Genomic DNA, 13,304 nt, shown 5'->3' with positions numbered 1-13,304 from the left:
AGCTATTATTCACAAACAATCTGATCCTTAAATTTCACACTCACCCTGCTGTAGGCATCCCATCCTTTGCGGGGTAATATTTCTTTATAAAAGATCTGGATCCGCTCAAACTTGTCTTCCAAGTCCATCGCATTTCCAAATTCTATAATTTGATTTCCCACCTGCTGATACATGTTGATATCATTTGGTGAGTTCACTTCTAATTCTGTAATCTGAGCATTCCAAAACTCATCTTCGGTGATGTATTGGATCAGATTCATTAATTCGGGCATCTCCATCATGACATCCCCTTTCTCCATCAGTTTCTCCGCCTGTCTCCCCTCCAAAATCAACACCCTGCTGGTATAAGACTGGGACGTAGGGATCACCTTGCCTTCCGTGGTGATGTATCCATCGGCAGCCATCGGCCTAGCTATTCTGGCGATCGGCTGATGCTGGGATATTGTCAAGTTCAGGATTCCCTTTTGCCCTATGGTCGCCTCTACAGACTTGACAAATGGATGTCCCGCTATTCTATTTTCGATCTCTTTCAAAGGCACTTCCTCCAAAACCAATCCGGCCTTTAGATTAGGAAAAGCAGCTTTGAGTATTTGCTCGATCTCTTGGTCTTCGACAAAGTAGACTCCAGACACACCATTGATGGCCACTTCCATCCCTTGGTAAGTCTTGTAGGATTTCTGCTTTTCTACAAAGCCGATAAAGCCTACCAGCACCAAGGAAAGCACGACAAAAGCCAAGGTCTTTTTCCAGTTCACCTGCTTCATGCTTCCGTTGGGTTTAAGCGTGAACGAGTCCATTTGGCAATACCCGGCACAAATCGATCTATATCTCCAGCACCCAAGGTCACCAATACCTCCGGCTGATTTTGCTCCAGATAATCCATCAGGCGATCTTTAGAAACCACCTGCTTAGAGCCCGAACCAATATCCTCCAAAAGCATAGCCGAGCTCACTCCCTCAATAGGAAGCTCCCGAGCTGGATAGATATCCAGTAAAACCACCTCATCAGCAAGGGACAAACTTTCGGAAAATCCTGCGGCAAAATCCCGTGTCCGAGTATATAAATGCGGCTGGAACACTACCGTCAATTTTCGGCCTGGAAACATCGCTATGACAGAGCTCAGACATGCCCGGATTTCTTCCGGATGATGTGCGTAGTCGTCGATGAATACCAAATCACCTTCATTGACATGTATTTCAAATCTTCTTTTCACTCCTTTGAAGGACTTGACTCCTGCACGGATTTCATTTTCAGTAAATCGATGATCCAAGCAAACCGCAATGGCAGCAAGCGCATTTTCGACATTGTGAAAACCGGGAATAAACAATTCCAATCCTTTGATTTCCTTATCTCCGTCCACATAGTCAAACTGGAAAGAACCTGGACGAGCTTGAATATTCTCCGCTTTGATTCCTTCGGATCGCAATCCATAGAATCTGGTCTTATCCATTGGCAAAGCCTTTTCTCCTAGCCTATAAGCGGCATTTGTCTGGATGTAGAGTTTGCCTTTTTTACCCAATAGACCGATGAACTCCCGGAAACCTTCCAAAATGGAATCTTCTGTTCCATAGATGTCCAAGTGATCGGGATCAGCACTGGTGACCACCGCCTCATTGGGGTGAAGTCGAAGGAATGACCGATCAAATTCATCCGCCTCCACGACCACTACAGGTTCTCCCTTTTGAGTATTGAGGATCAGATTGCTTTGATAGTTTTGCGTGATGCCACCCAAGAAAGCAGCAACAGGCTTTCCTGCCGATTTAAATAAATGAGCGATCATGGAAGAAGTGGTAGTCTTGCCATGTGTCCCAGCCACAGCGATGCTATGGTGTGAGGATGTCAAAACACCCAGTACTTCAGATCTCTTTTTCATTTCGAATCCGTTTGACTCGAAAAAGTTGAGCAACACAGAGGTTTTGGGAATGGCAGGTGTCCATACAATCAAGACTTTGGATAAGTCCTCCTTGTAAATGGGGGAAACCGACTCCAAATTATCTTCAAAGCTGATTTCAATCCCTTCTTGAGAAAGCTCATCAGTCAGTGGAGATGGGGTCTTATCATATCCAGCCACTGCATATCCCTCATGGTGAAACCATCGGGCCAAGGCACTCATGCCTATGCCGCCGATTCCGAGGAAATACACGCTATTTATCCCTTTGAAACTCATGCAATCAGTTGCTCTATTTCATTCACTATGGCTTCGGCCGCCAGGGGCTTCGCCAATTCTTTTATATTTTTTCCGAGGCTTTCCATCTTTTCAGGATTGTCAAACACCTCATCTGTTTTTTCTTTCAATCTCCCTACAGCTTCCTGATCTCTCAACAGGACAGCAGCCTCGTGAGCGACATAAGCCATGGCATTTTTGGTCTGATGATCTTCGGCCACATTTGGCGAGGGAATGAAAATCACCGGCTTTCCGACCAAGGAAAGTTCGGACACTGACAAGGCTCCGGCTCTGGAAATGATAAGATCAGCTGCTGCATAAGCCAAATCCATTTCCTTGATAAACTCTCGCAAGTGAATATGCTTTAACTGAGCCTTTTGGGTTGCTTCCAGCATATCTTTGAAGTAGAACTTCCCTGACTGCCAAAGCACCTGATACCCATCCCGATCAAAAGCCTTCATATCTTTCAAGACGCCTTGATTGAGCGTTCTCGCTCCCAATGAGCCACCCAAAACCAAAACTGTCTTACGCTCTGGATCCAGTCCAAAGTGCTCGACGGCCTTTTCTCTTTTTCCAGCCAGCTGAAGAATGTCCTTTCTCACTGGATTTCCGGTGTAGGCAATTCTATGCTCAGGGAAGAATTGATGCATATCCGGATAGGCAACACATATTTTCTTGGCCCGTTTAGCCAAAATTTTATTAGTCAATCCCGCATAGGAATTTTGCTCCTGCACGAGAGTTGGAATCTTTTTTCCCTGAGCTGCATAAAGCACTGGCCCGCTTGCATAGCCCCCTACTCCGATCACGACATCAGGTTTGAAATCCTTGACGATCTCAGAAGCTTGAGACAAGCTTTTCATCAGTTTGAAAGGAAATGCCAAATTGGACCAAGTCAATTTTCTCTGAAGTCCTGCGACAGGCAAGCCAACTATTTTGTAGCCAGCCTCCGGCACTTTTTGCATCTCCATTTTGCCCAAAGCCCCTACAAATAGCACCTCGCTATCCGGATGCTTTTCCATCCAGGTATTGGCTATGGCAATCGCCGGATAGATATGCCCGCCGGTACCACCACCACTGATTAAAATGCGATATGTAGCCTGCTGTACTATGATACTGCTGGTTTAAGTTTAGGTCGGTTCATAGCCGAACCTGTTTGAATTTCGTCCTGATGATCTCCACGACTTACACTGAGAATAATCCCCAATGAGATTCCAGTGAAAACCAAAGAAGTTCCTCCCATGCTTAGCAATGGAAGAGGTAAGCCCGTGATCGGTCCCAAGCCAACGGCAACAGACATATTGACTAAGGCCTGTATCACCAAGGCAAAGCTGAGTCCTGCGGATAGCAGGCCCCCGAATGCTTTATTGGAGTTGGCGACAATCCTCATCCCTCTATAAAGCAGTGCCAAATAGAGAAACAACACTGTGACTCCTCCCACCATGCCATATTCCTCAATGATGATCGCATAGATGAAATCAGAATACGGGTGAGGCAATGAGTTTCTTTGTTCAGAATTCCCCGGACCTTTGCCTGTCACTCCTCCCGTGGCTATGGCGATATAAGATTGCTCCGCTTGGAAAGGGATTTCATCTTTATCCATAAAGGATTCGATTCTGGATCTAAAGGTCCCACCTCGTTGTCCCAAGAATACAGCAGAGGTCAGTCCCAAAACACCTACCATCACCACGATCACCAGATATTTCATCGGCACTCGACCGATAAACATGATCAACAGGCAAGTAGAAAGCAGAAGGATAGCCGTAGACATATTGGCCAATGCAATCAATAAGCTGATAATTCCAATGGCGATAATGATCGGCAAAAAGGTGCTCTTAAAATCTTTGATGTTGTTTTGTCGTCTAGCAAGCATGGCTGCCAATGCTGCGATCAAGGCAAGCTTGGCCAAATCAGATGGCTGAAATGCCTGATTGATCACAGGGATGGTCAACCAACGATTCGCTTCATTGATATTGGAGCCAAACAGGTAAGTCACCAACAACAAAGGCATGCTGATATACATCGCCAAACGGGCGTAGAGCGCATAGTTTTTATATGGAACTTTATGTGCCAGCCACATCACGAATAGTGACACAAATACCAAGGAAGCATGACGGATCAAGTAGAGCTCCGTATTTCCTCCGGCATATTTATAGGCCAATGAGCCGGTCGCGGAATACACCACCAGGATACTGAAAAGAGAAAGCAAGATCACGATGCCCCAAATAATCGGGTCACCCTTGAAATGCTCATCGATCCATGTTTTGAACTGACTCATGCGTTTACTTCTAATTTTAATTCCTGAACTGCGGATCTAAATTGATTTCCACGGTCCTCATAGTTTTTGAACAAGTCGAAACTTGCACAGGCCGGCGAAAGCAAAACCGTATCTCCTTCCAGACCCAGATCCAAACCCCAGCGAACAGCCTCTGCGATATTCTGTGTCTCTCTGATCTCCGGAATAGAGCCAGAAAAAGCTTTTTTCAACTTCTCATTTTCTTTACCCAGACAGATCAAGGCCTTTACTTTTCCATTGACCTGAGGCAAAAGGACTGAATAATCATTGCCCTTGTCTACTCCTCCAGCGATCCATATCAAAGGACTCTGAAAGCTCCCCAATGCGTAATAAGTCGCCTCTACATTGGTTCCTTTGCTATCATTGATGAAATTAACCCCATTGATTTCGCCTACTGGCTCCATTCGATGAGGGGCATTTTTGAAAGTCTTCAAACCCTCCACCAGCTGATCTTCTCGGACCCCCGCCAATCCCGCAGTAGTAATGGCAAAAAGAGCATTGAGTACATTATGCTCCCCATGGATCGGAAGTGCTTCCACTGGGATAGTAAAGGACTTGTCTTCCAAAGAGACTTGAAGAGAATCGCCTTCTTGATATGCTCCAGGAAATGGTTTTCCAGATAGAGATATCCCTAGTTTTTTGGACTGGGGGTTTTTAGTTTGAAAACCTTGAAGACTAAGCTTGTCTTCCAGATGATATATAGCAAAGTCCTTTTCCGTCTGGTTTTGGAACAGCCTCATCTTGGAGTCCAAGTAATTTTCAACCTTGTAGTCATAGCGGTCCAAGTGATCCGGTGTCACATTGGTCAGCATACCGATAGTCGGATGAAACTCCTTCATGCCATCAATCTGAAAACTGCTACACTCCAACACCCACCAGAGATGATCTTGCTCGACTAACTGTCCAGCCCAACTTTGACCGACATTGCCTGCTAGGCCCACATCCAAACCTGCTTCCTTCATCAAGTGATAAGTCAGCAAGGTGGTAGTGGTTTTTCCGTTGGTTCCAGTGATGGCGATCACTTTTCCCTGAGCAAACTGAGCCGCAAACTCCAATTCATCAATGATGTTGATTCCCTTTTGGATAGCCGCTTGGATCAAAGGAGCTTTTTCCGGAATCCCAGGGCTTTTGATGATAAAATCAGCCTCAAGGATCTTTTCTTCCGAATGCTTCCCTTCTTCAAATTCAATTCCTTCAGACTCCAGACGGCTCTTTCTAGCCTCTGAAATCATCCCAGCATCTGTTACAAAAACTGCATAGCCTTCCTTCTTTGCGAGCAATGCTGCTCCCAATCCACTTTCTCCAGCTCCTATGATGGCTACGCGCTTCATTTTATCTCAACTTCAGGGTTGCTAGGGTGATGACTGCCAATAGAATTCCCACGATCCAAAAACGAGTGACGATTTTAGCCTCAGGAATATTCTTCTTTTGATAATGATGATGGAGTGGGGACATCAAGAAAATCCTTCTGCCCTCTCCATATTTTTTCTTCGTGTATTTGAAATAGCTGACCTGCAGCACCACGCTTAGATTTTCGATCACGAAAATCCCACACATGATTGGAATCAATAGCTCTTTGCGAAGCGTCAAAGCCAAAACGGCAATCACTCCTCCAAGCATCAATGATCCGGTATCCCCCATGAAAACTTGGGCTGGATAGGCATTGTACCACAAGAAACCGATACAAGCGCCTATGAAAGCGGATGCGAAAATCACCAGCTCTCCAGAGCCAGGGATATACATGATGTTCAGATATTGGGAGAAAATCGCATTACCGCTGAGATAAGCGAAGATCGCTATCGTCAACCCAATAATGGCTGAGGTTCCGGCGGCCAAACCATCGATTCCATCGGTGATATTGGCTCCATTCGAAACTGCAGTGATAATAAAAATCACCACAAAAATGTACAGCACTGGAGTCATGGCTTCTCCCATGAAACCCAAGATGGTCTCATAGTTCAGCTCATTGTTTTTGACAAAAGGAATGGTCGTCTTGGCAACTTTCACATCCTGGTATGCTGGAGTTTCGATGACGCCTTCTTCGATAGAAACAGGATTTTGAAACTCACGAATCACCACATCCTCATGGAAATAAAGAGTCGCCCCTACGATCACACCGATACCGATCTGACCAATGATTTTAAATCGACCAGCTAGGCCTTCTTTGTTTTTTCTGAAAACCTTGATGTAATCATCCAAAAAGCCGATCCCACCCAACCAAACAGTTGTCACTAGCAACAGGATGATGTAAATATTGTCCAGATCTCCAAAAAGGAGCGTCGGAATCAATATCGCAGCAATGATCATCAAACCACCCATGGTCGGAGTGCCTTTCTTTTGAGTCTGGCCTTCCAAACCCAAATCACGGACAGTCTCACCGATCTGCTTGTTTCTGATCCAGGCAATGATTTTGTGCCCGAAAGTGATCGTGATGATCAAGGACAGAACCGCGGCCATCCCAGCTCGGAACGAAATGTATTTGAACACCCCCGCTCCAGGGATATCCAACACTCCGTCTAAGTAGTCAAAAATGGGGTACAACATTCTAGCTTTGGTTCAATTCTGTTAAAAACTCAGTCACTACTTCGGCATCGTCGAAATGATGCTTTACTCCTTTGATTTCTTGATAATCTTCATGGCCCTTGCCAGCGATCAGGATGATGTCTCCAGGCTGGGAAAGCATACATGCTGTTCGTATGGCTTCTTTTCGATCCACAATAGTCAAAGTCTTTCTTCGCTCAGTCGGCCCGACGCCGGCTTGCATATCTTTTAGGATTTCCTCCGGGTCCTCAAATCGAGGATTGTCCGAAGTCAAAATCGCTTTATCGCTTTCCTGCACAGCCATTTTGGCCATGATCGGACGCTTGGTTGTATCTCTATTTCCACCGCATCCTACTACAGTGATCAATTGCTCCCCTCCGGTTCTCACTCCGTTGATGGTTTTCAACACATTGTCCAGCGCATCAGGAGTATGTGCATAATCCACGATAGCGGTAATGCCTCCGATGGAGATTCTGTCAAACCTTCCTTTTGCTCCTCGAATGCTGGAAAGCGTCGTCAACACTTCCTCCTCATCTTCACCCAAAAGAGTGGCTGTTCCCAATACTCCCAAAAGGTTATAAGCATTGAATGCACCGATCAGACGGAACCAAACCAATTTGCCATTGATATCCAGTTCCAATCCTTCCAGCGTATTGGAAATGATTTTTGCTTTGAAATCAGCCGGTGACTTTAAGGCGAAAGTCTGCTGCTTGGCTTTGCAGTTTTGAAGCATCACCATTCCTCTTTTGTCATCTGAGTTCACTAGTGCAAAAGCATCCTTTGGTAGCTCATCAAATAGCTTTTTCTTAGCCTTGATGTATTCATCAAAAGTCTTGTGATAGTCTAGATGATCATGAGAAATATTGGTGAAAACGGCTCCAGCAAGCTTCAACCCCGCAATTCTTTCCTGCACTATCGCATGGGAGCTAGCCTCCATAAAGCAATGCGTGCATCCTCCATCCACCATTTTGCGAAGCAAAGCCTGAACACTTACAGCATCAGGAGTGGTATGGGTCGCTGGAATTACCTCCTCATTGATTTTATTCTCTACCGTAGAAAGCAAGCCCGTGCTATAGCCCATCGCAATGAACAACTGGTGCAAAAGTGTCGCTGTCGTTGTCTTCCCATTGGTACCTGTTATTGCTACAACTTGGATTTCATCAGATGGATTTCCATAATAATTGGAAGCCATGATGCCCAAAGCTTTGGCAGAGTCTCCTACCTGCACCCAGGTGATTCCTTCTGTCAAGTTTTCTGGGAGATCTTCACAGATGATCGCCTTCGCGCCTTTTTCTAAAGCAGCAGCTATATAGTCATGCCCATTTACCTGCGTACCGGCAATGGCCACAAAAGCAGAACCGTCCTCTACTTTGCGGCTATCGAAGACGATGTTTTTCACATCGACTTCCATATCCCCAGAGGTCGAGATCAAGGATACTTTATACAATATGTCCTTCAGCACTTTCATCACCCTAGCACAAGATTTATAGTTGTATTGGAAGAAAGTTTGGTCCCAGGATTAATTGACTGTTCTTTGACCAAACCCTTTCCACGGTAATTCACTTTTATTCCTTTGTTCTCCAAAATGAACAATGCATCTCTCAGCGGAAGACCAGACACATCCGGTACTGTGGGTGGATCCATGTCATTTTCCTTCCAAGTGATTTTGTCTTCACTGGCCAATGCTTTCACCCATTCCTCTGCTTGGGTAGGGTTGGCTTTGACACCCAGCTCTTCCAAGATTTGATGGATTTCTTCAGCTTTACCTGCTTTCACATAAGGCAGCTGGGATTTGGCTGTTTCAGCGCGTAAGATCTGACCTTGACTTGTTGGGTTCAGTTCGATGTCCAAAGCGTAGATTCTATCAGCTATTTCTTTGAACACCGGTGCAGAGACATCTCCTCCGTAAGCAGCATAGCCATTAGGACTATCGATCACGACTATCATCGAATACTTCGGTCTGTCCGCAGGAAAATACCCTGCAAAACTGGTGTAGTACTTCTGCGTATAGCGTCCATTCACAAGCTTTTGAGCCGTGCCGGTTTTTCCTGCTATCTTATAATCTGCATCTGCGATATTTCTTGCCGTACCTTGATCCACTACGCCAACCAAGAGCTCCTGAAGGTTTTTGATTGTCTTATCCGAAGCAATACTTCTTCGAAGCACCTCTGGCTCATAGGATTGCTCTATACTTTTTCCTTTTGCCACCGCCTTGACGATATAAGGCTTCATCATCTGGCCATCATTTGCGACTGCATTGTAAAGCGCCAGAGTATGCAGTGGGTTAAGCTTGATCTCATAACCTATCGAAATCCAAGGCAAAGAAGTCCCATACCATTCTTTGGTCCCGGGCTTTTTGAAATACGGCTTGCCTTCACCTGCCAACTGGAATCCAAAAGGCTCATTCAAACCTACCTTTTCCACATAGGCCATGAATTTGGAAGGACTCGAGCCGAAATTCTCATCAACCAATTTGGAAATGGCCACATTTGAAGATTTTTCGAAGGCTTCACGGATAGTGATCGTTCCAAAACCACCACGCTTGGCATCTCTCATCGTCCTATCATAGAACTTGTGAGAACCAGTACCCGTCTCGATTTTTTGCTCTAGACTGATTTTATTTTCTTCCAAAAGTGCCAGCATGGACAGTAACTTGAAAGTAGATCCAGGCTCAGTATTTCCTTGATCACCGATCGCGAAATTGTAGTTTTCGCCATAGCCACGTCCACTTTTGTTTCGCTGCAAATTGGCGATTGCCTTGATCTGGCCTGTTTTCACCTCCATCACGATTACGGAGCCAAATTCAGCCTCTCTACTTTCCAATTGGTGCAGCAAGGCAGTTTCTGCTACATCTTGGATGTTTACATCTAGCGTAGTCACCACATCATAGCCATCTTCAGGCTTTACGTCCTCAGCATCAAATACTGGTTTCCAGCTTCCTCCAGCTAATCTTTGAAATAATGCTTTTCCATCTTGCCCCTGGAGATATTCATTGAAACTGTATTCAATTCCAGCTCCGTATTCATTTTCGTTCAAAAAGCCTACAGTGCGGCTAGCCAATGAATTGAACGGACGATAGCGTTTTTCCACTTTTTCAAAAAGAACACCTCCACCCAAGCGGCCATCTCTGAAGATGGGCCAGTTGGACATTTGCTGCATGTCCTGATAGCCGATCTGCTTTCTATTCAACACCAAATACCGCTTGCTATCTCGTCTAGCATCGGTAATCATTCTTTTGTAAGCGGTAGCAGATTTATCTTTGTAAAAACCGGAAAGTAAACGAGCCAAAGAATCAATCCCCGCATTGTACTTTTCAGACTTGGCAATCATCGGATCCATCGCTACCCGGTAGAAAGGCAAGCTGGTCGCCAACAAACTTCCATCTCCCGCATAGATATTCCCGCGCGTAGCAGGCACTTCACGGTACTGGAAATTGACGGTCTCAGCTTTTGCGCGCCATTTATCCCCTTCTTCGAATTGGATTTTGGCAATACGAAGCGGTATCGCTGCTGTCGCAAGCGCAATCAGGATAAAAACTATCCTTACTCTCAGCACTATGGAACGCTTGATATTCACTCGTCTATTTCTATTTTAATAGGTGGCTCATTCAATTCAATGATGCCTTGATCTGCTACTTTTTTTGCCAATTCGGACTGCATGGAGCTTAGCATATACTCAGCCTCCAGTGTAGTCACATCCGCTCTCAGGTCTTCTACCTCCTGCTGCGCTTTTTCTATTTTCCGGACCATATTCTCAGCCCGATGATTACTCCATATATATATGAGCCCCAGCAAGACGATAAATCCCACCGGAGGCACGAGCTGCACTGGCACTCCTTCACCCAATACTTTGGTGATATCCAACTTCTCTTCAATCCAAGAAAAAATCGTCTTTCTAGGCCCAGTACTTTTGGACTTGTTGCCCGACTTCAGCTTTTTCTTAAATGTATTCTGACTCATTTCCCTGCTCTCTTTGCCACTCTCAACTTTGCACTTCTTGCTCTCGGATTTGCCGCGATCTCCTCAGCATCTGCCACAATCGCACCACGGCTGACCGGCTCCAAAGGACGAATTGGATTTCCGTAAAAATCCTTCTCCAACTCCCCTTGAAACTTTCCTTTTTGGATCAGGTTTTTCACCAGACGATCCTCCAGACTGTGATAGCTCATCACTACCAATCTGCCCTCAGGCTTCAATAATTCTACAGCTCCCAGAAGCATTTCTTCCAGCGCTGCCATTTCATCATTCACTTCGATTCTCAAAGCCTGAAAGACCTGAGCGAAATATTTAAACTCCTTACCACGAGGAGCATACTTTTTCAGAAAAGCCGTAAATCCTTCCGTCGTCTCAAACTGCTGCACCGCTCTCTCTGAGACTATTGCTTGCGCCAAAGTCTTCGCATTTTTTACCTCGCCATAGATTCCTAAAATCTTATGAAGCTTTCCTTCCTCATAAGTATTCAGTACTTCTTTGGCAGAAACCTCAGCAGATTGATTCATTCTCATATCGAGATCCCCACTGAATCTGGTCGAAAAACCACGAGCCGGCTCATCAATCTGATGGGAAGAAATCCCCAAATCGGCGAGAATACCATCTACTTTTTTGACCCCGTAAAGGCGCAGGTATTTTTTGATATCCCGGAAATTGGCCGCCACGAAAGTGAAATTGGCACTCTCTGGAATATTTGCCTCAGCATCCTGATCCTGATCAAAACCATACAGATGCCCTTGATCCAAATGCTTCAGGATCTCCTTGGAATGACCACCACCACCAAACGTCACATCGACATAGACCCCATTAGGGTCTATAGCCAAGCCGTCAGTGCATTGGGTGAGCATCACTGGGATATGGTAAACAGACTCTGCCATGACTTAAGAGAGATATTTTTCCATGAGAGCAGAAGTATCTTCCGGCTCCAGACTGACATACTTGGAGAAGTTTTCAGGAGTCCAAATTTCCATTCGACCACCATTACCCGACACCACTACTTCCTTATCCAGGCCGGCATAGGCCTGATAGTTTTTGGGAATCAATATTCGCCCAGCACTATCCATTTCTACCTCTACTACCGAATTGAAAAACGCACGCTGTAAAGCACGCTGTTCGGGATTGTGGATATTCAGAGCCTTGATTTTATTCTCCAGCTTCTTGTACTCTACCATCGGATAGATAGCCAGACAGCGATCTTCAGCCATACGCAGCATCAAAGATTCCCCATTCGCCTCCGGTATTGCCCCCTTTAGTTTGGAAGGCAATGCCAGGCGCCCTTTGGGATCTAGCTTGCATGTGTAGTTACTGTTGAACATTTCGTATCGGCTCGATGAAATAGAATATCTAGCAAAAACAAAAGTAATAAAAAGTCTCCCACTTTATGACACTTTTTACCACTTTTCCCCACTTTCTCTTAAAAGTAGACAAAAGAATCAACGAAGCCAATACTTCTTAAATTTTTATAGAAGAATTTTTTACTGAGATTCAAGCAATTACAAGCTCATCAGGATTCCCCACCAAAGCACCCATTTATCTCATTTTTGAGCCACTTTTAGAAGGTTTCAAAGTCCAAAAAATCTCAAAACTCCAAGCTAGCCGACAACGCACAAAATTCATGCTGCGACATCACCGCGATCAAAAAATCCCAATCCATAATCATCAAAACACCAGCCCCAATTCACGCATAAAACCCCACAACAAGCATAAGATTTCGCTTGTCCCCTTTTTCACTTTTCATATATTTGGTATTGCCCCGCTAACAAATGCAAAAATTTTACGCGATTCTTCTGCTTTTTTGCTTTTCCCTGCATCAGCTGGGCTATTTGGCAGCCAATTACCTCATCCCAAAATGGATTGACGCCCATTGGGAACAACAAATCTGGAATTCCGACTTGGGTCACGAAGGCGAATTGATTAGAATTCCTTTTCCCATGCCTTACGGGCAGGATCAAGAGGATTTTCAACCTGTCAACCTTTCTATGGAAGTAGATGGGGAATGGAAACGAGTGATCAGACAGCGGTATTTTCAAGATCACTTGGAAGTGATTGTCATCACCGATTCACTCGAAGAGAAATGGTCCAGCCAATTTCAAAAATGGATATCAACGTATCAGATGGATTCCAATCAAGACGAAATTCCTCCCTTGGAAAAACTGCTTCTCAAGTCATTTTCTAAAAATTTCATCTTCGAAAATCAATCACCCACTATCTCACCCCTCACTCCAACTGACTTTTCCTCAGTGCAGGATCATTACAAACCGCCCCACTCCGAATATCATCCGGACCTCCAATCCCCTCCACCTAAGAATTGAATCTT

General features: G+C 45.1%; 12 protein-coding genes. 1 reads left to right on the top strand and 11 read right to left on the bottom strand.

The window, feature by feature from the left end:
- Positions 1-5 precede the first annotated feature (5 nt).
- From G460_RS0110285 to mraZ, 11 genes are read right to left on the bottom strand one after another with little or no spacing between them, the layout of a single operon-like run.
- Positions 6-764, bottom strand: coding sequence for a cell division protein FtsQ/DivIB (locus tag G460_RS0110285; protein WP_026955275.1), 759 nt, complete (start codon positions 762-764; stop codon positions 6-8).
- On the bottom strand, positions 761-2,167 hold the full coding sequence (gene murC / locus G460_RS0110280) for a UDP-N-acetylmuramate--L-alanine ligase (RefSeq protein ID WP_026955274.1): 1,407 nt from the start codon (positions 2,165-2,167) through the stop codon (positions 761-763). The genes G460_RS0110285 and murC overlap by 4 nt, the downstream gene beginning before the upstream one ends.
- Positions 2,164-3,273, bottom strand: a complete 1,110-nt coding sequence (murG, locus tag G460_RS0110275; protein WP_026955273.1) for an undecaprenyldiphospho-muramoylpentapeptide beta-N-acetylglucosaminyltransferase — start codon at positions 3,271-3,273, stop codon at positions 2,164-2,166. Before murG ends, murC begins: the two co-directional genes overlap by 4 nt.
- Positions 3,270-4,439, bottom strand: a complete 1,170-nt coding sequence (locus G460_RS0110270; RefSeq protein ID WP_026955272.1) for an FtsW/RodA/SpoVE family cell cycle protein — start codon at positions 4,437-4,439, stop codon at positions 3,270-3,272. The genes murG and G460_RS0110270 overlap by 4 nt, the downstream gene beginning before the upstream one ends.
- A complete protein-coding gene (gene murD, locus G460_RS0110265; RefSeq protein ID WP_026955271.1) occupies positions 4,436-5,788 on the bottom strand; it encodes a UDP-N-acetylmuramoyl-L-alanine--D-glutamate ligase in 1,353 nt (450 codons plus the stop codon). The genes G460_RS0110270 and murD overlap by 4 nt, the downstream gene beginning before the upstream one ends.
- Before the next feature lies 1 nt (position 5,789).
- Entirely contained in the window at positions 5,790-7,001 is a 1,212-nt protein-coding gene (gene mraY / locus G460_RS0110260) for a phospho-N-acetylmuramoyl-pentapeptide-transferase (protein ID WP_026955270.1), read from the bottom strand.
- Position 7,002: 1 nt separating this feature from the next.
- Complete coding sequence (locus G460_RS0110255) at positions 7,003-8,466, bottom strand: UDP-N-acetylmuramoyl-L-alanyl-D-glutamate--2,6-diaminopimelate ligase (protein WP_026955269.1); 1,464 nt, start codon at positions 8,464-8,466, stop codon at positions 7,003-7,005.
- Complete coding sequence (locus G460_RS0110250) at positions 8,466-10,574, bottom strand: penicillin-binding protein (RefSeq protein ID WP_026955268.1); 2,109 nt, start codon at positions 10,572-10,574, stop codon at positions 8,466-8,468. The genes G460_RS0110255 and G460_RS0110250 overlap by 1 nt, the downstream gene beginning before the upstream one ends.
- Complete coding sequence (locus G460_RS0110245) at positions 10,571-10,957, bottom strand: FtsL-like putative cell division protein (RefSeq protein ID WP_026955267.1); 387 nt, start codon at positions 10,955-10,957, stop codon at positions 10,571-10,573. The genes G460_RS0110250 and G460_RS0110245 overlap by 4 nt, the downstream gene beginning before the upstream one ends.
- Complete coding sequence (gene rsmH / locus G460_RS0110240) at positions 10,954-11,865, bottom strand: 16S rRNA (cytosine(1402)-N(4))-methyltransferase RsmH (protein WP_026955266.1); 912 nt, start codon at positions 11,863-11,865, stop codon at positions 10,954-10,956. The genes G460_RS0110245 and rsmH overlap by 4 nt, the downstream gene beginning before the upstream one ends.
- A 3-nt stretch (positions 11,866-11,868) precedes the next feature.
- Positions 11,869-12,303 carry a division/cell wall cluster transcriptional repressor MraZ gene (gene mraZ, locus G460_RS0110235; protein WP_026955265.1) on the bottom strand — a complete coding sequence of 145 codons (435 nt, stop codon included), beginning with the start codon at positions 12,301-12,303 and terminating at the stop codon, positions 11,869-11,871.
- A 447-nt stretch (positions 12,304-12,750) separates the two neighbouring features.
- On the opposite strand from mraZ, the gene G460_RS0110230 reads away from it, so the two are divergent.
- Positions 12,751-13,299 (top strand): hypothetical protein, encoded by a 549-nt coding sequence (locus tag G460_RS0110230; RefSeq protein ID WP_026955264.1) that lies wholly within the window; start codon positions 12,751-12,753, stop codon positions 13,297-13,299.
- Positions 13,300-13,304 lie beyond the last annotated feature (5 nt).

This window comes from Algoriphagus vanfongensis DSM 17529 (assembly GCF_000429465.1).
GTDB classification, from domain to species: Bacteria; Bacteroidota; Bacteroidia; order Cytophagales; family Cyclobacteriaceae; genus Algoriphagus; species Algoriphagus vanfongensis.
This window is presented reverse-complemented; position numbering and strand designations above follow the sequence as displayed.

Coding starts and splice junctions, on each gene's coding strand:
- G460_RS0110285 (WP_026955275.1), bottom strand. CDS start 764: ATGAAGCAGGTGAACTGGAAAAAGACCTTGGCTTTTGTCGTGCTTTCC.
- murC (WP_026955274.1), bottom strand. CDS start 2,167: ATGAGTTTCAAAGGGATAAATAGCGTGTATTTCCTCGGAATCGGCGGC.
- G460_RS0110270 (WP_026955272.1), bottom strand. CDS start 4,439: ATGAGTCAGTTCAAAACATGGATCGATGAGCATTTCAAGGGTGACCCG.
- murD (WP_026955271.1), bottom strand. CDS start 5,788: ATGAAGCGCGTAGCCATCATAGGAGCTGGAGAAAGTGGATTGGGAGCA.
- mraY (WP_026955270.1), bottom strand. CDS start 7,001: ATGTTGTACCCCATTTTTGACTACTTAGACGGAGTGTTGGATATCCCT.
- G460_RS0110255 (WP_026955269.1), bottom strand. CDS start 8,466: ATGAAAGTGCTGAAGGACATATTGTATAAAGTATCCTTGATCTCGACC.
- G460_RS0110245 (WP_026955267.1), bottom strand. CDS start 10,957: ATGAGTCAGAATACATTTAAGAAAAAGCTGAAGTCGGGCAACAAGTCC.
- rsmH (WP_026955266.1), bottom strand. CDS start 11,865: ATGGCAGAGTCTGTTTACCATATCCCAGTGATGCTCACCCAATGCACT.
- mraZ (WP_026955265.1), bottom strand. CDS start 12,303: ATGTTCAACAGTAACTACACATGCAAGCTAGATCCCAAAGGGCGCCTG.
- G460_RS0110230 (WP_026955264.1), top strand. CDS start 12,751: ATGCAAAAATTTTACGCGATTCTTCTGCTTTTTTGCTTTTCCCTGCAT.